The following is a 17,204-nucleotide window of genomic DNA, read 5'->3' on the forward strand; positions in this document are numbered from 1 at the left end:
GGCGAATATCCTTGTCCGGCAGCGAGGGGCTCAGCGGGTTTCGGCCAGGCCGTGGCGAACCCGGTTGTAGAGGGTATAGAGCGAGAGCAGCAGGATGACCAGCAACAGACCGTTGATCCAGCTCGCGGCCAGCAGCCCGAACGCCACCCCGGTGCCCAGCACGCCGAAGGCGAAGGCCCGGTCGCTCTTGCCCATCGGCCCGTCGTAGCGGCGTGAAGCGCCGGCCAGCGGGCCCATCACCCCGGCGTATTCGCTGATCACGGCGAACACCACCACCAGCACCACCAGTGTCGGCGAAACGCCCGGCAACAGGGCGAACGGCAGGTACAGTGCGGTGTCGGCGATCACGTCGCACAGTTCATTGAGGTAAGCGCCGAGTTTGGACTGCTGGCCGAACTCGCGGGCGAGCATGCCGTCGACCGCGTTCAGCGCCATGCGCAGCAGCATCCACAGCGGTATCAGGATGAACAGCCAGGTGACCTGGTGCTGCCAAGCGAGCAGCAGGCCAAGCAGGATGGAGACTGCCGCGGCGGCGACGGTAACCTGGTTGGCGGTGACGCCACGGTCGTACAGGCGTTGCACCGAAGGGCGCAGCAGCGCCTGGAAACGGGGTTTGAGCTGGTAGATGGATGGCACGGCGAATTCCCTGTCATGGTGCGGCATGGCCGCGATTGTGGGGAATCAGGCCGGGCGCAGGCAAGGGGGGGGGCAGGTGAGGGCTTTCTCCTGGTTTCGTGACGCAGCCCTGCAAAGCGGCGCCGCGCTCAGCGAATCCAGCGGTCGCGCTGCTGCAAACGCCACCCCAGCCACCCCAGCGTCACCGCCCGCAGCACCATGAAGCCGAGGAACGCCCACCACAGCCCATGGTTGCCGAACCCACGCATGGCGAGCGCCAGGGGCAGCGCAATTGCCACCGACAGCAGCATCGCATTGCGCATCTCGCGTGCCCGCGTCGCGCCGATGAACAGGCCATCGAGCAGGTAGCTCCACACGGCTACCAACGGCAGCACCGCCAGATAGGGCAGATAGGGATACGCGGCCTCGCGCACACTGGCGATGTCGGTCTGCAGGTCGATGAACAGGTGCCCGCCCAGCAAAAACAGCACGGCGAACACCAGGCTGACGATCAGTGACCAGCCGCAGGCCACCACCAGTGCCTGCTTCAGGGCACTGCGGTCACGGGCGCCGATGGCATGGCCGCACAGGGCCTCGACCGCATGGGCCAGGCCGTCGAGGGCATAGGCGGTGAGCATCAGGCCATTGAGCAGCAGGGCATTGGCCGCCACCGTCGCCTCGCCCAGGCGCGCACCCTGCACGGTGAGCAGCAGGAACACCAGTTGCAGCGCCAGGCTGCGCAGGAAGATGTCGCGGTTGACTGCCAGCAGCGGCCGCCAGCTCTGCCAGCGTTTCAGCGCGGCCCAGGCGATATGCCCGGGGTAGGCGCGCAGCGCCGGGCGGGTGAGGGCCAGGCCGAGCAGGGCGGCGCTCCATTCGGCGATCACCGAGGCCCGCGCCGAGCCGACCACCCCCCAGTCCAGGCCAAGCACGAACCACAGGTTCAGGGCGATGTTGAGCAGGTTGGTGGTCAGCAGGATTGCCAGCGGCGCCCGGGCGTTCTGGGTGCCGAGGAACCAGCCGACCAGGGCATAGCTGGCCAGTGCTGCCGGCAGGCCGAGCAGGCGGGTGTGGAAGAAGGCTTCGGTCGAGGCATGCAGCGCCTCGCTGGGCTGCATCGCCTGCAGTGCCAGTTGGCTGAAGGGCAGGGCCAGCAGGCCGATCAGCACGGCGAACGCCAGCGCCAGCAGCAGCCCCTGCACCAGCACCTGGCGCAGCGCGGCGCCGTCGGCGCGGCCGGCGGCCTGGGCGGCGAAGCCGGTGGAGCCCATGCGCAGGAAACCCAGCAGGCCGACCATGAAGGTGAACAGCGTGGCACCGACGGCCACCGCGCCCAACTGGTGGGCATGCGGCAGGTGGCCGATCACCGTGCTGTCGACCAGCGCCACCAGCGGCACCGAGATGTTGGACAGGATCATCGGCGCGGCCAGGGCCCAGACCTTGTGGTGGGTGGGGCGGTTGTGCCAGGCGGTGGACAATGAAGACATGCGGGCTCCAGCGGGATGCAATAGGGCAATCGCGGGGCAAGCCCGCTCCCACAAAGCGTGGGAGCGGGCTTGCCCCGCGATTGCCGAACGGATTGTACCGGCCCGGCAACCTATTGGCGCGAACACGGTCTCACTTGCCGCGCATCGCCAGGAAAGCCTCGAGCCGTTGCGCTATAGTTGCCCCCCTCACGTACACGCTGCCGAAGAGTTCTCTCTCAAATGCTCAACAAAGGATTGTTGCTGGCCTGCGCGCTGGCCCTGCTCAGTGCCTGTGATTCTTCCACCCCGGACAAGCCATCGGCGACTGCCGCTGACGCCGCTGCCGTCGCGCCCGTCGAGACCCGGACGGCCAAGCGCGAAGATCCGGCAGTGCTCGCCAAGCGCTATGCCGGCCGCGAGCTGACCGTGCTGGACGTCTCGGAAGTGCAGCTCGACGGCGCCAGCACCCTGTCGGTCAGCGTCTCCGCGCCACTGGACGCCAACCAGGACTTCGCCGCCAAGCTGCACCTGGTCGATACCGTCAAGGGCAAGGTCGACGGCGCCTGGGAACTCTCCGACAACCAGATGGAACTGCGCCTGCGCCACCTCGAGCCGCAGCGCAAGATGGTCCTGACCATCGACAAGGGCCTGCTCTCGGTCAACGGCAACCAGCTGCAGGCCGAATCGGTCAGCCGCTTCGAGACCCGTGACATGCAGGCCACGGTGGGCTTCGCCAGCCGCGGTTCACTGCTGCCCACGCGTTTGGCCGAAGGCCTGCCGGTGATCGCCCTGAACGTCGACAAGGTCGATGTCGAGTTCTTCCGCATCAAGCCGGACATGCTCTCGAGTTTCCTGGTCAACTGGGGGCGCAACAGCAGCCTGTACTACTACCAGTCCAAGGAAACCCTGGAGATGGCCGAGCTGGTCTACAGCGGCCGCTTCGACCTCAACCCTGCGCGCAATACCCGCGAAACCGTGCTGCTGCCAATCGCCGGGATCAAGCCGCTGCAGGAGCCAGGCGTGTACCTGGCGGTGATGCGTGCCTCGGGCACCTACGACTACTCGCAGCCGGCGACCCTGTTCACCCTGAGTGACATCGGCGTCTCGGCGCACCGCTATCGCGATCGCCTGGACGTGTTCACCCAGGCCCTTGAGGGCGGCAAGGCGCTCAAGGACGTCACCCTCGAGCTGCACGACGACAAGGGCAAGCTGCTGGCCCAGGCCAAGACCGACAGCGACGGCCATGGGCAGCTGCCGATCACCGCCAAGGCCGATACGCTGATCGCCACCCAGGGTGTGCACACCACCCTGCTGCGCCTGAACACCGCCGCCCTGGACCTGGCCGAGTTCGACATCACCGGCCCCCAGGCCAACCCGCTGCAGTTCTTCATCTTTGGCCCACGCGACCTTTATCGTCCGGGCGAGACCGTGCTGCTCAACGGCCTGCTGCGCGACCAGGACGGCAAGCCGGTCAAGGCCCAGCCAGTGAACGTGGAAGTACGCCGCCCCGATGAGCAGGTCAGCCGCAAGTTCGTCTGGGAGGCCGACCAGAACGGCCTGTTCCAGTACCAACTGCAACTGGCGACCGAGGCCCCGACCGGCCGCTGGCAGTTGCTGCTCGACATGGGCGGTGGCCGCAAGCAGGTCTACGAATTCCTGGTCGAGGACTTCCTCCCCGAGCGCCTGGCGCTGGAGCTCAAAGGCAGTGCCGCGCCGCTGGCGCCGGACGAAACCGCCACCATCCAGGTCAATGGTCGCTATCTCTATGGTGCGCCGGCTGCCGGCAACCGCCTCAGTGGCCAGGCCTACGTGCGCCCGCTGCGTGAAGCGGTGAAGGCGCTGCCGGGCTACCAGTTCGGCGCGGTCACCGAGACCGAGCTGAACCAGGACCTGGAACTGGACGAAGTCACCCTCGACCAGAACGGCAAGGCCCGTATCGCCATCGAAAGCCGTTGGGCCGAAGCCCGCTCGCCGCTGCAACTGACCGTGCAGGCCAGCCTGCAGGAGTCCGGTGGTCGGCCGATCACCCGGCGTCTGGAGCAGCCGATCTGGCCTGCCGACCGTTTGCCGGGCCTGCGCGGCCTGTTCGACGGCGAAGAAACCGACGGTGACGGCCCGGTGGAGTTCGAGTTCCTGGTGGCCGATCGCGATGGCAAGAAGCTGGCTGCCGACAACCTGAAGGTACGGCTGATCCGCGAGCGCCGCGACTACTACTGGAACTACTCGCAGAGCGATGGCTGGAGCTACAACTACAACGAGAAATTCCTAACCCAAGCTGAAGAAACCGTCAGCGTGAAGGCCGGTTCCACCGCCAAGCTGAACTTCCAGGTGGAGTGGGGCCCGTACCGCGTCGAGGTGGAAGACCCGCAGACCGGCCTGGTTTCCAGCGCCCGCTTCTGGGCCGGCTACCGCGCCCAGGACAACGCCGAGGGCGGCGCCGTGCGCCCCGACCAGGTGAAGATCGCCCTGGACAAACCTGCCTACAAAGAAGGCGGCACCGCCAAGGTCACCGTCACCCCGCCGGCCGCCGGCAGCGGCTACCTGATGATCGAGTCCGCCGACGGCCCGCTGTGGTGGCAGGAGATCGAAGTGCCGGCCGAGGGCAAGACCTTCGATGTCGAACTGGACAAGAAGTGGGCGCGCCACGACCTGTACATCAGCGCCCTGGTGATCCGCCCGGGTGAGCGCAAGGCCAACGCCACGCCGAAGCGTGCCGTGGGCGTGCTGCACCTGCCGCTGGACCGCGCCGAGCGCAAGCTGGCCGTGTCGCTGCAGGCGCCGGAGAAAATGCGGCCCAAGCAACCGCTGACCGTGAAGTTCAAGGCGGTCAATGCCGATGGCAGCGTACCGAAGCAGGTGCATGTGTTGTTGTCGGCGGTGGATGTGGGCATCCTCAACATCACCGACTTCAAGACCCCCGATCCGTTCGCCAGCCTGTTCGGCCGCAAGGCCTATGGCGCCGACCAGCTGGACATCTATGGCCAGTTGATCGAAGCCGGCCAGGGCCGGCTGGCCAGCCTGGCCTTCGGCGGTGACGCCGCCATGGCCAAGGGCGGCAAGCGCCCGAACACCACGGTGACCATCGTTGCCCAGCAGAGCCTGCCGGTCACACTCGACGAGAAGGGCGAGGGCCAGGCCAGCGTCGATATTCCCGATTTCAACGGTGAGCTGCGCCTGATGGCCCAGGCCTGGACCGAGGAACACTTCGGCATGGCCGAAGGCAAGACCGTGGTCGCCGCGCCACTGATCGCCGAGCTGTCCTCGCCGCGCTTCCTCGCCGGTGGCGATCAGACCCGCCTGGCGCTGGACCTGGCCAACCTGTCCGGCCGCGACCAGCAACTGAGTGTGCAGGTGTCCAGCGAAGGTCAACTGAACCTGGTCGGTGGCGCGCAGCAGAACTTCACCCTCGCCGAAGGCCAGCGCACCACGCTGATGATCCCGGTGCAGGCCCAAGGCGGTCTGGGTCAGGGCAAAGTCCGTGTGCAGGTCAACGGCCTGCAGCTGCCGGGTGAGCCTGCCAGTACCTTCGAGCGTGAATGGACCCTGGGTATCCGCCCGGCCTACCCGGCGATGCTCAAGCACTACCGCGTGGCCCTCAAGGACCAGCCCTGGAGCCTGCCGGACAATGACCTGGCCGAGTTCGAGCCTGCGGGCCTGGAGGCCAGCCTGGCGTTGTCGAGCCGCCCACCGCTGAACCTTGCCGAGCAGATCCGTGCCCTGGAAGCCTACCCCTACGGCTGCCTGGAGCAAACCACCAGTGGCCTGTACCCGTCGCTGTATGCCGATGCCGACAGCCTCAAGCGCCTGGGCATCAAGGGTGAGCCGGTCGATGTGCGCAAGCGCAAGATCGAGATGGGCATCGAGCACCTGCTGGGCATGCAGCGCTACAACGGCAGCTTCGGCCTGTGGAGCTCGGACAGCGAGGAGGAATACTGGCTGACCGCCTACGTCACCGACTTCCTGCTGCGCGCGCGCGAGCAAGGCTACGGCGTACCGGCCGAGGCGCTGAAGAAGGCCAGCGAGCGCCTGCTGCGCTATGTGCAGGAGCGCAACCTGATCGAAGTCGACTACAGCCAGAACGCCGACCACACCCGCTTCGCCGTGCAGGCCTACGCTGGCCTGGTGCTGGCGCGCAGCCAACAGGCGCCGCTGGGAGCCCTGCGCAGCCTGTTCGAGCGTCGCGCCGACGCCCGCTCCGGTCTGCCGCTGGTGCAACTGGCAGTGGCGCTGGACAAGATGGGCGACAAGCAGCGCTCGCAACAGGCACTGCAGGCGGGCCTCGCTGTTACCCGCGGCAAAGGCTGGCTGGCCGACTACGGCAGCGCCCTGCGTGACCAGGCGTTGATCCTGGCCCTGCTGCAGGAGAACAACCTGGCGGGTAACCAGGTCGACCAGCGCTTGTTCGGGCTGTCCGACGAGCTGGCCGCCAACCGTTGGCTGTCCACCCAGGAGCGCAACGCGCTGTTCCTTGCCGGCCGTGGCCTGCTGGGTAAACCGGAAGGCAACTGGAAGGCCCGGCTGGACAGCGCCGGTGAAGTCCGCGAGTTCGACAACAACGACTCGGGCATGAAGCTCGAAGGCCCGCTGCTGGCATCGCCCCTGACCGTGCAGAACCAGGGCGGCGACACTCTGTACCAGCAACTGACGCTGTCCGGCTACCCGCGCCAGGCTCCGGCCGCCAGCGGCAATGGCATGGAAATCCGCCGCGAGTACCTGGGCATGAATGGCCAGACGCTGGATGTGCGCAACCTGCGCAGCGGTGACCTGGTGCTGGTGCACCTGGCGCTCAAGGCCCAGGACCAGGTGCCTGACGCCCTGGTGGTGGACCTGCTGCCGGCAGGCCTGGAGCTGGAGAACCAGAACCTGGCGCAGAGCGCTGCCAGCCTGGACAACGCCAGCAGCGCAGTGAAGCAATGGCGCGAGTCGATGCAGAACGCCAGCGTGGTGCACCAGGAGTACCGCGACGACCGCTATGTGGCCGCGCTCAAGCTCGACAGCTACGGCACCACCCACCTGCTGTACCTGGCCCGTGCGGTGACGCCGGGCAGCTACCGCATTCCGCCACCGCAGGTGGAGTCGATGTACCGGCCCAACCTGCAGGCGATTGGTGATAGCCAGGGCGATATGGTGGTCCGCGCCCGCTGAAGCCGCACAGGAGATGAATCGTGGGAGCGGGCTTGCCCCGCGATAGCGTCAGTACGGGCCGCACCGCTGCCTGGTCTGACGCTATCGCGGGGCTAGCCCGCTCCTACGGGAAAGTGCAAAGCCTTCAATGCACCACCCAGCTCAACACCCACAAGCCCAGCAATGCCCAGATGATCCCGAGGATGATCGACGCTCGCATGAATGCGCGGACCGCCGAGTACAGCAACATCAGGCCGACGATAAGCGCCAGGATGCTCACCAGCGAGGTGTCCATCCCCAGTGTGCGCGCCAGGCCATCGATGAAATTGCCACCGGCGTTGGCCAGCAGGTTGAACAACCCGCTCAGGCCATCGACGATGAAACGGATCATCTCGCCCAGCGCCTGGCCCAGCCATCCGAAAAAACCTTCTACATGCATAGTCGCTTCCTGATGAACGAATCAAGGATACCCAGCCTTTGGCCATCTCCTGGCCCGGTCGGTTCCCGATGCCAAGCTTAGCGCGCCCACGCCTGTTCAAGCTGCTGCGGCGTGTCGCCGTCAGCGTGCTGCTGGGCATCGCCCTGCTGTGGCTGGCCGACCGGATCTGGCCATTGCCCATGCCGGGCGACGACCTGGCGCGGGTGGTGCTGGCCGAGGACGGCACACCGTTGTGGCGCTTCGCCGACGCCGACGGCGTATGGCGCTATCCGGTCAGCCCGCAGGAAGTCTCGCCGTTGTACCTTGAAGCCCTGCTGGCCTACGAGGACCGCTGGTTCTACCACCACCCTGGGGTGAACCCCATGGCCCTGGCCCGTGCCGCCTGGCTCAACCTGCGTGGCGGGCGGGTGGTGTCTGGCGGCAGCACCCTGTCGATGCAAGTGGCGCGCCTGCTCGACCCGCACGACCGCACCTTGTCCGGCAAGCTGCGCCAGCTGTGGCGCACGGCGCAGCTGGAGTGGCACCTGTCCAAGGACGAGATCTTGCAGCTGTACCTCAACCGGGCGCCGTTCGGCGGCACCTTGCAGGGTGTGGCAGCGGCCAGTTGGGCGTACCTGGGCAAGTCGCCGAAACACCTGACTCCGGCCGAAGCCGCGTTGCTCGCCGTGCTGCCCCAGGCGCCGAGCCGCTTGCGCCCGGACCGCCACCCTGAGCGCGCCCAACGCGCCCGGGACAAGGTGCTGCAGCGCCTGGCCGAGTACCAGGTGTGGCCGGCCCAGCGCATCGCCGAGGCCCGTGAGGAGCCGCTGTTGCTGGCGCCACGCCAGGAGCCGGCGCTGGCGCCGCTGCTGGCCCGGCGTCTGAATACCCCGAACAGCCCGCCGCTGATCCGCACCACCCTCGACGCAGCCTTGCAGCGGCGCCTCGAAGACCTGCTGCTGGGCTGGCGTGCCCGCCTGCCCGAGCGCACCTCGGCGGCGTTGTTGGTGGTCGAGACGCAGAGCATGGCCGTGCGCGCGTATCTCGGCTCCATCGACTTGAACGATGAGCGCCGCTTCGGTCACGTGGACATGATCCACGCCTTGCGTTCACCCGGTTCGACCCTCAAGCCGTTCCTCTACGCCATGGCCATGGACGACGGCCTGATCCACTCCGAGTCGCTGTTGCAGGATGTGCCACGACGCTATGGCGATTACCGCCCCGGCAACTTCTCCATGGGTTTCAGCGGCCCGGTGTCGGCCAGCTCGGCGCTGGCGCTGTCGCTCAACCTGCCGGCGGTGCAACTGCTCGAGGCCTACGGCCCGAAACGCTTCGCCGCGCAGATGCGCATGGGCGGGATGCCGCTGGTGCTGCCGCCGCTGGCCGAGCCGAACCTGTCGCTGATCCTCGGTGGCGCAGGCAGCCGGCTGGATGACCTGGTCGGTGGCTATGCCGCGCTCGCCCGCGGCGGCTTGAGCGCACAGGTGCGCCTGCAACCGCAGGACCCGTTGGTGGAGCGCCGCTTGCTATCGCCGGGTTCGGCCTGGATCACCCGGCGCATTCTCAGCGGCCTGGCCCGGCCGGACCGTGACCCTCATGCCGAGCTGGTGCAGCGTCCGCAATTGGCCTGGAAGACCGGCACCAGCTACGGCTTTCGCGATGCCTGGTCGGTGGGCGTCGGCCCGCGCTACCTGATCGGCGTGTGGATCGGCCGCCCCGACGGCACCCCGGTGCCGGGCCAGTTCGGCCTGGCCTCGGCGGCGCCATTGATGCTGCAGGTGCATGACCTGCTGAGCAATCGCGACAGCCAACGCGGCATCGAAGTGCCGGTCGAGGCAGTGCCCGATTCGGTCGGCGTGGCGGCAATCTGTTGGCCGCTGGGCCAGCCGATGAACCGCCAGGACCCGAACTGCCGTCGGCAACGTTTCGCCTGGACCCTCGACGCCACCACGCCACCGACCTTGCAGGCTGCCGACCAGCCGCTGGGGCTGGGGTTGCGCGAAACGGTGTGGCTCAACGAGCGCGGCTTGCGTGTCGATGCCTCCTGTGCCGGTGCCAAGGCCCATGACGTCGCGCTGTGGCCGGCCCCGCTCGAGCCGTGGTTGCCCACCGTTGAACGCCGGGCAACGCGGCTGCCGGCGGTTGACCCCGCCTGCCCACCGCAGATGGCGGCCAGCGCGCCACCGCTGTCGATCGTCGGGGTGCGGGCCGGCGACAGCCTGCGCCGCCCGGCCACCAGCCATGAGCCGCTGCAGGTGCGGGTGTCGGCATTGGGTGGGGCGGGGCGGCGCTGGTGGTTCCTCAATGGCCAGCCCTTGGGCGAGACCCAAGGGCAGGACAGCCTGCAGGTAAGTTTCGAGCAGGCCGGGCGTATCGAGTTGAGTGCTTTGGATGAAAGCGGCGAAACGGCGCGGGTGGAGTTCCAGGTCAGCGAGTGAGCCCGTTGCCCAGGCTCAGCCTTTGACCGGGTTCAGGTCGAAGGCACCGGCCTGGTACTGGAACAGCAGGCAATCCGCCGCCGCGGTGCAGCCGCTTTCATGCACCAGGTTGGCGGGCAGTTTGTAGTAGGCGCCTGCCGGATACTCCACCCGCTTGCCATCGATCACCGCGTAGAAGGTTCCGCTCAGCACCACGGTCGGCAGGGTCTGGCTGTGGGTGTGCAGGCCATTGTCGGTGCCTTTGCGGAACTTCACGTAGGCCGAGTACGGCCCCTTGCCGAACAGATCGCCTTCGACATTGGCGTAGCTCACCGCGCCTTGGGTGCCGGGCACCTGCTGCCATTTCAGTGCGGCGCTGTCAGGGACCGAGCTCAGGTTGTCGCCAGCGGCGCTGGCGGTAGTGGCAATCGCGGCCAGGGTGAGGCCGGCGAACATCGTGTGCAGTGCTTTCATGGGGAGGCTCCTTCGCCAAGTGACAATGGGCGAAGGTTAACCAATCAAGCTACGCACAAATACACCTTCAAAATGCCATGTCTTGTGCGTTTTAAGCACAAATCAATACCGCCATCGCGGCGCTGCGTAGTACGCCTGCACGTAGTCGAGCAGTGCCCGTACCTTGGGGGCCACGTAGCGGCTTTGCGGGTAGACCGCGTACAGGGTGCGCGAGGGTATCGACCAGTCCGCCAGCACCGGCACCAGGCGCCCGTCGCGCAAGGCATCGTGGGCGATGAAGCGGTCGAAGCTGGCGATCCCCAACCCGCCGATTGCTGCCGCGCGCAGGGCCATCGGCGAATTGGCGCTCAGGCGCTGGGGCATCAGCAACTCACGGCGCTCGCCGGCGGGGCCGGTCAGTTGCAGGCGCTGTGGATGCGGCAAGCGGCTGTAGCCGAGCAGCGGGTGAGCAGCCAGGGCGTCGGGCGTTGTCGGCGTGCCGTGTCGCTCCAGATAGCCGGGGGCGGCCACCAGCAGCACCTCGCTGTCCGCCAGCCTGCGGGCCACCAGGCTGGAGTCGGGCAGGTGGTCGGTGACCCTCAGGCAGACATCGATGTCTTCTTCCAGCAAGTCTATGAAGCGGTCGCTGCAATGCAGTTCAACCTGCAATCGCTCGTGACGTCCGACGAAATCGGGTAGCCAGTGTCCGAGCTCCAGCTCGCCAAAAGCAGTGGCCACACCCAGGCGCAGCGTGCCGCTGGGCTGTTGTTGATGCTCGGACAGTTCAAGGTTCATGGCCTGCATCTGCTCGAGAATCCGCGAGCAGTGGCGATAGAACAGCGCGCCGGCTTCGGTCACTTGCAGGCGACGGGTGGTGCGGTTGAGCAGTTGCGTGCCGAGATGGCGTTCGAGGTGCTTCACCTGGCGCGACAGCACGGTGTGGGAAACGCCCGCCTGCTGGGCGGCGGCGCTGAAGCTGCCGAGGTCGACGACCCGGCGGAAGGTCTGCATGGCGCTCAACTGGTCCAATGGCACATCACTCCTTGCAGCGAACGGCGGGGCCGTGGCGGCCCCGCGTCGTCGCGGGTCAGCGCCGAACCAGCAGCACCCCGCTTTCCATGTGGTGGGTGTAGGGGAACTGGTCGAACAGCGCGCAGCGTTCGATACGGTGGGTATCGTGCAGCTGGGCGATGTTCTGCGCCAGGGTTTCCGGGTTGCACGAGATGTACAGGATGCGCTCGAAGCGCCGGGTCAGCTCGCAGGTGTCCGGGTCCATGCCGGCGCGCGGCGGGTCGACGAACACGGTGCCGAAGTCGTAGGCCTTGAGGTCGATGCCTTCCAGGCGGCGGAACGGGCGGACCTCGTTCAGCGCTTGGGTCAGTTCCTCGGCTGACAGGCGCACCAGGCGCACGTTGTCCACGCCATTCTCGTCGAGGTTGTGCAGGGCAGCGTTGACCGAGGTCTTGCTGATCTCGGTGGCCAGCACCTGGCGCGCGCGAGTGGCCAGCGGCAAGGTGAAGTTGCCGTTGCCGCAATACAACTCGAGCAGGTCGTCCTGGCGCTCGCCCATGGCCTCGAAGGCCCAGCCGAGCATCTTCTGGTTCACCGCGCCGTTGGGCTGGGTGAAGGCGCCTTCGGGTTGGCGATAGCTGAAGGTGCGCCCGGCGATGTCGAGTTTTTCCACGGCGTAGTCACGGCCGATCACCACGCGCTTGCCCTTGGAGCGGCCGATCACGCTGACGTTCAGGTCGCGGGCCAGTTGCTGCGCGGCGGCTTCCCAGGCTTCGTCCAGCGGGCGGTGGTAGCACAGGGTGATCATCGCATCACCGGCCAGGGTGGTGAGGAACTCGACCTGGAATAGACGATTGTTCAATTCCTCGCTGCCCTGCCAGGCGGCCTTCAGGCGTGGCATCAGTTCATTGATGCGCTCGCTGGCGATCGGGAAGTCGTCGATCAGGATGGCCTTGTGCTTTTCGCCCGGGGCGAACATCGCATAGTGACGCTGGCCGCCTTCGCGCCACAGGCGGAACTCGGCGCGCAGGCGATAGTGCCCGCGTGGCGAGTCGAACACCGCCGGCTCCGGCGCGCTGAACGGTGCCAGCAGCTCGCGCAGGCGGACGGCCTTGGCCGCCAGTTGCGCGTCGTATTGAGAAGGATCCAGGACAGCACTCATGCGGGGAACCAGCCCAGCTTGATGACGAACAGGATCGACAGGATCACCAGCGCCGGGTTCAGGTCGCGGTGACGACCGGAGATCAGTTTGATGGCAGTCCAGGCGATGAAGCCGAAGGCGATGCCGTTGGCGATCGAATAGGTCAGCGGCATGGCCAGGGCGGTCACCACCACCGGTGCGGCTTCGGTGACGTCATCCCAGTTGATCTCGGCCAGGCCCGAGGCCATCAACACGGCGACGAACAGCAGCGCCGGTGCGGTGGCGAAGGCCGGTACGCTGCCGGCCAGCGGGGCGAAGAACAGCGCCAGCAGGAACAGGATGGCGACCACGATGGCGGTCAGGCCGGTGCGGCCACCGGCGCTCACGCCCGCTGCCGATTCGATGTAGCTGGTAGTGGTCGAAGTGCCCAGCAGCGAGCCGGCCATGGCGGCAGTACTGTCGGCGATCAGGGCGCGACCCATCTTCGGCATGTGGCCGTCCTTGCCCATCAGGCCGGCGCGCTTGGCCACGCCGATCAGGGTGCCGGAGTTGTCGAACAGGTCGACGAACAGGAAGGCGAAGATCACGCTGATCAGGCCGACGTCGAGGGCACCGGCGATGTCCAGTTGCAGGAAGGTCGGGGCCAGCGACGGCGGCATCGAGACCACGCCATTGAACGGCGTGACGCCCATCGCGATCGAGGCCACGGTCACCGCCAGGATGCCGATCAGCACCGCGCCGCGGACCTTCAGCGACTCAAGGGCGACAATCAGGAAGAAGCCCAGGATGGCGAGGATCGGCGCCGGCTTGCTGAGGTCGCCCAGGCCCACCAGGGTGGCCGGGTTATCGACGACGATGCCGGCGTTATGCAGGGCGATCAGTGCCAGGAACAGGCCGATACCGGCGGCAATGGCCGAGCGCAGCGGCAGCGGGATGCTGTTCACGATCCACTCGCGGATGCGGAAGATCGACAGCAGGAAGAACAGCACGGCGGAGATGAATACCGCGCCCAGCGCCACCTGCCAGGTGTGGCCCATGTGCAGGACCACGGTGTAGGTGAAGAAGGCGTTCAGGCCCATGCCCGGCGCCAGGGCGATCGGGTAGTTGGCGATGATGCCCATGGTCACCGAGCCGATGGCCGCGGCCAGGCAGGTGGCGACGAACAGTGCGCCCTTGTCCATGCCGGTCTCGCCGAGGATGCTCGGGTTGACGAACAGGATGTAGGCCATGGCCAGGAAGGTGGTGACGCCCGCGAGAATCTCGGTGCGCACATTGGTGTCGTGTGCTTTTAGTTGAAACAGCCTTTCCAGCATGCCTGCTCCCCGGGCGCCCTCGCGCCGTGAATGTATCGACCCCAACAGCAAAGCACAGACCGTACCGGGTGCCGTGGTTTTGTGTGGGGTGGAAAAAAGCCGCGCATCATACCAGCAAGGGGGACAGGGGCCTATCGTGGGAGCGGGCTTGCCCCGCGATTTCGTCGGATCGGTCATGCGCAAACGTCCGCGCCGTTGAGATCGCGGGGCAAGCCCGCTCCCACAATGGGAATGTAAGAGCGTGTCAGCCGTTATGCATCCGGTCGCGATGGGTCAGCGTCGGGAACAGCTTCATCCATACCCCGGTCACCAGCAGTGTGCCCACGCCACCGAGCACCACTGCCGGCACTGTGCCAAACCAGTGCGCGGTCACCCCCGACTCGAACTCGCCGAGCTGGTTCGAGGCACCGATGAACAGCCCGTTCACCGCGCTTACCCGGCCGCGCATCTCGTCTGGCGTCTCCAGTTGCACGAAAGCGCTGCGGATCACCATGCTGATCATGTCCGCCGCGCCGAGCACCACCAGTACCGCCAGCGAGAACCAGAACGAGGTGGACAGGCCGAAGGCGATGGTCGCCACGCCAAATATGCCCACGGCGGTGAACATGGTCAGGCCCACCTTGCGTTCCACCGGGAAGCGCGCCAGCCACAATGACATCAGCAATGCACCGACGGCGGGTGCCGAGCGCAACAGGCCCAGGCCCCAGGCGCCGGTCAGCAGGATGTCCTTGGCGAACACCGGCAGCAGCGCGGTGGCGCCGCCGAGCAGCACGGCGAACAAGTCCAGCGAGATCGCGCCGAGGATATCCGGGCGACTGCGAATGAAGCGGATCCCGGCCAGCAGCGAGTCCAGGCTGGCGCGGCCGCGTTGCGGGAGCTGCTGGCGGGCGTCCAGGCTCAAGGTGAGCAGGCAGGCGATGACATACAGGGCCACGGTCGGGCCATACACCCAGGTACTGCCGAAGGCATAGAGAAGGCCACCCACCGCCGGTGCGACGATGGTTGCTGCCTGGGAGGCCGATGCCGAGGCTGCGACCGCGCGTGGGAAAAGCCCGGCTGGCACCACGTTGGGCAGCAGGGCCTGGGTCGCCGGCATCTCGAATGAGCGGGCGGCACCCAGCAGGAACGCCAGCACGAAGATCAGCTCACGGCTGACGTTGCCGGTAAAACTGCCCACGGCCAGCGCCAGGGCGATCAGCGCCTGCAAGGTCTGGCACAGGGCGGCGACCTTGCGCCGGTCATAACGGTCGGCGACGTGCCCGGTGTGCAGCATGAACAGCACCCGCGGGGCGAACTCGACCAGCCCGACCAGGCCCAGGTCGAGCACGTTTCCGGTGAGCTGGTAGAGGTGCCAGCCAATGGCCACGGTGAGCATCTGAAAGCCGCTGGCGGTGAACACACGGGCCAGCCAGAAGGCCAGGAAAGGGCGATGATGGCGCAGCAATTGCGGGGCGGAATCGGACATCGGAGAGCCTGCGACCTCGGTACTAGAGGGGGCTGAAGAGTAACATCTGTTTGTAACAAATAGTTGCTGAAAGCCGTATGGATCAACGTTTCACACGCAAAAAAAGAGGGTGAGGCAACCGGTCACGCGGCAATCAACCACACATCCGGATGGGTCATTCGGGACTATGCTTCCATTCAGTCGTTGATCTGGATCAATCGTTCCAGATGCAACGATCTTGGCCTTCGGGCCGGAATCCCCGCGATCGAACAGAACAATTCCAACGCGCCGCACTCGATACCCGTGGGGGCAGTGGGCGACAGGCCATGAGCCCGGTCGCCGGATTACCTGAAGAGGAAGCACCATGTTCGGATTGGAAGCCCTAGAGCTCGCCCGAATCCAGTTTGCCTTTACCGTGTCCTTTCACATCCTGTTCCCAGCCATCACCATTGGTCTGGCGAGCTACCTGGCGGTCCTCGAAGGCCTTTGGCTGAAGACCGGCGACAATACCTACCGTGACCTCTACCACTTCTGGTCGAAGATCTTCGCCGTCAACTTCGGCATGGGCGTGGTCTCGGGCCTGGTCATGGCCTATCAGTTCGGCACCAACTGGAGCCAGTTCTCCGACTTTGCCGGGTCCATCACCGGCCCGCTGCTGACCTACGAGGTGCTCACGGCATTCTTCCTCGAGGCCGGTTTCCTCGGTGTCATGCTGTTCGGCTGGAACCGTGTCGGGCGTGGCCTGCACTTCTTCGCCACGTGCATGGTGGCGCTCGGCACGCTGGTGTCGACGTTCTGGATCCTCGCCTCCAACAGCTGGATGCAGACGCCCCAGGGCTACGAGATCGTCAATGGCCAAGTGATTCCGGTGGACTGGTTCGCGGTGATCTTCAACCCGTCCTTCCCCTACCGCCTGATGCACATGGCCACTGCGGCCTTTGTCGCCACCGCGTTCTTCGTCGGCGCCTCGGCGGCCTGGCACCTGCTGCGCGGGCGTGACAACCCTGCGGTGCGCAAGATGCTCTCGATGGCCATGTGGATGGCCCTGGTGGTGGCGCCGATCCAGGCCGTGATCGGCGACTTCCATGGCTTGAACACACTCAAGCATCAACCGGTGAAGATCGCCGCCATCGAAGGCCACTGGGAGAACAAGCCCGGCGAGCCTACCCCGCTGATCCTGTTCGGCATTCCCGACATGCAGGCCGAAACCACGCGCTACAAGGTCGAGATCCCTGCCTTGGGCAGCCTGATCCTGACCCATAGCCTGGACAAGCAAGTGCCGGCGATGAAGGAGTTTCCGCCTGAGGACCGACCCAACTCGACCATCGTGTTCTGGTCGTTCCGAGTCATGGTCGGCCTGGGCATGCTGATGATCTTCGTCGGCCTGTGGAGCCTGTGGCTGCGCAAGCGCGGCACCTTGTACAGTTCGCGGCCGTTCCTCTACCTGACCCTGTGGATGGGCCCTTCAGGGCTGATCGCCATCCTCGCTGGCTGGTTCACCACCGAAATCGGTCGCCAGCCGTGGGTGGTCTACGGGTTGATGCGCACCGCCGATGGGGTGTCCAACCACAGTTATGCCCAGCTCGGCTTCACCCTCGTCATGTTCGTGGTGGTCTACTTCGCCCTGTTCGGCACCGGTCTGGGCTACATGATGCGCCTGGTGCGCAAAGGGCCGAAGACCGGTGAAGGCGATGAGCACACCCCGGGTGGCCCTGGCCAGAAACGTACACCGGCGCGGCCGCTGTCCGCCGCCGATGAAGGCCATGAGGCCGACTCCAGCAGCCTGAGCAAGGGGAACTGAG

Annotated in this window: 11 protein-coding genes; 3 read left to right on the top strand and 8 right to left on the bottom strand. The window is 66.4% G+C overall.

Translation table 11 applies throughout. From position 1 onward, the window contains the following. Positions 1-30: 30 nt before the first annotated feature. Both ABZO33_RS08515 and ABZO33_RS08520 read right to left on the bottom strand, forming a co-directional pair. Positions 31-636: a CDP-alcohol phosphatidyltransferase family protein gene (locus tag ABZO33_RS08515; RefSeq protein WP_414535702.1), complete on the bottom strand. Its 606-nt coding sequence runs from the start codon at positions 634-636 to the stop codon at positions 31-33. A gap of 128 nt (positions 637-764) precedes the next feature. Next, the gene (locus ABZO33_RS08520) at positions 765-2,102 is read right to left on the bottom strand and encodes an MATE family efflux transporter (protein WP_414535703.1); all 1,338 of its coding nucleotides are present in this window, start codon (positions 2,100-2,102) and stop codon (positions 765-767) included. Between the two features lie 219 nt (positions 2,103-2,321). Here ABZO33_RS08520 and ABZO33_RS08525 point away from each other — a divergent pair, with 219 nt between their 5' ends. After that, entirely contained in the window at positions 2,322-7,226 is a 4,905-nt protein-coding gene (locus ABZO33_RS08525; RefSeq protein ID WP_414535704.1) for an alpha-2-macroglobulin, read from the top strand. Positions 7,227-7,350: 124 nt separating this feature from the next. Here ABZO33_RS08525 and ABZO33_RS08530 read toward each other — a convergent pair whose 3' ends face one another. After that, positions 7,351-7,644: a hypothetical protein gene (locus ABZO33_RS08530; protein ID WP_217852491.1), complete on the bottom strand. Its 294-nt coding sequence runs from the start codon at positions 7,642-7,644 to the stop codon at positions 7,351-7,353. Between the two features lie 68 nt (positions 7,645-7,712). Here ABZO33_RS08530 and pbpC point away from each other — a divergent pair, with 68 nt between their 5' ends. After that, on the top strand, positions 7,713-10,061 hold the full coding sequence (gene pbpC, locus ABZO33_RS08535) for a peptidoglycan glycosyltransferase PbpC (protein WP_414535705.1): 2,349 nt from the start codon (positions 7,713-7,715) through the stop codon (positions 10,059-10,061). Between the two features lie 15 nt (positions 10,062-10,076). Here pbpC and ABZO33_RS08540 read toward each other — a convergent pair whose 3' ends face one another. From ABZO33_RS08540 to ABZO33_RS08560, 5 genes are all read right to left on the bottom strand, one after another. Beyond that, a complete protein-coding gene (locus ABZO33_RS08540) occupies positions 10,077-10,514 on the bottom strand; it encodes a cupin domain-containing protein (protein ID WP_414535706.1) in 438 nt (145 codons plus the stop codon). Between the two features lie 102 nt (positions 10,515-10,616). After that, positions 10,617-11,522, bottom strand: a complete 906-nt coding sequence (locus tag ABZO33_RS08545; protein WP_414535707.1) for a LysR family transcriptional regulator — start codon at positions 11,520-11,522, stop codon at positions 10,617-10,619. Positions 11,523-11,580: 58 nt separating this feature from the next. After that, a complete protein-coding gene (gene trmA / locus ABZO33_RS08550) occupies positions 11,581-12,666 on the bottom strand; it encodes a tRNA (uridine(54)-C5)-methyltransferase TrmA (RefSeq protein WP_414535708.1) in 1,086 nt (361 codons plus the stop codon). After that, the gene (locus ABZO33_RS08555) at positions 12,663-13,958 is read right to left on the bottom strand and encodes an NCS2 family permease (RefSeq protein ID WP_414535709.1); all 1,296 of its coding nucleotides are present in this window, start codon (positions 13,956-13,958) and stop codon (positions 12,663-12,665) included. Before ABZO33_RS08555 ends, trmA begins: the two co-directional genes overlap by 4 nt. A 244-nt stretch (positions 13,959-14,202) precedes the next feature. After that, entirely contained in the window at positions 14,203-15,423 is a 1,221-nt protein-coding gene (locus ABZO33_RS08560; RefSeq protein WP_414535710.1) for an MFS transporter, read from the bottom strand. Positions 15,424-15,766: 343 nt separating this feature from the next. On the opposite strand from ABZO33_RS08560, the gene ABZO33_RS08565 reads away from it, so the two are divergent. Further along, a complete protein-coding gene (locus tag ABZO33_RS08565; protein WP_414535711.1) occupies positions 15,767-17,203 on the top strand; it encodes a cytochrome ubiquinol oxidase subunit I in 1,437 nt (478 codons plus the stop codon). The last annotated feature ends 1 nt before the right edge of the window (position 17,204 follow it).

This window comes from Pseudomonas sp. CAM1A, assembly GCF_047501685.1.
Lineage (GTDB): Bacteria > Pseudomonadota > Gammaproteobacteria > Pseudomonadales > Pseudomonadaceae > Aquipseudomonas.

What these genes read in the sequence shown, in the direction of transcription:
- ABZO33_RS08520 (WP_414535703.1), bottom strand. Translation starts at nt 2,102, where the DNA reads ATGTCTTCATTGTCCACCGCCTGGCACAACCGCCCCACCCACCACAAG.
- ABZO33_RS08525 (WP_414535704.1), top strand. Translation starts at nt 2,322, where the DNA reads ATGCTCAACAAAGGATTGTTGCTGGCCTGCGCGCTGGCCCTGCTCAGT.
- ABZO33_RS08530 (WP_217852491.1), bottom strand. Translation starts at nt 7,644, where the DNA reads ATGCATGTAGAAGGTTTTTTCGGATGGCTGGGCCAGGCGCTGGGCGAG.
- pbpC (WP_414535705.1), top strand. Translation starts at nt 7,713, where the DNA reads ATGCCAAGCTTAGCGCGCCCACGCCTGTTCAAGCTGCTGCGGCGTGTC.
- ABZO33_RS08540 (WP_414535706.1), bottom strand. Translation starts at nt 10,514, where the DNA reads ATGAAAGCACTGCACACGATGTTCGCCGGCCTCACCCTGGCCGCGATT.
- trmA (WP_414535708.1), bottom strand. Translation starts at nt 12,666, where the DNA reads ATGAGTGCTGTCCTGGATCCTTCTCAATACGACGCGCAACTGGCGGCC.
- ABZO33_RS08555 (WP_414535709.1), bottom strand. Translation starts at nt 13,958, where the DNA reads ATGCTGGAAAGGCTGTTTCAACTAAAAGCACACGACACCAATGTGCGC.
- ABZO33_RS08560 (WP_414535710.1), bottom strand. Translation starts at nt 15,423, where the DNA reads ATGTCCGATTCCGCCCCGCAATTGCTGCGCCATCATCGCCCTTTCCTG.
- ABZO33_RS08565 (WP_414535711.1), top strand. Translation starts at nt 15,767, where the DNA reads ATGTTCGGATTGGAAGCCCTAGAGCTCGCCCGAATCCAGTTTGCCTTT.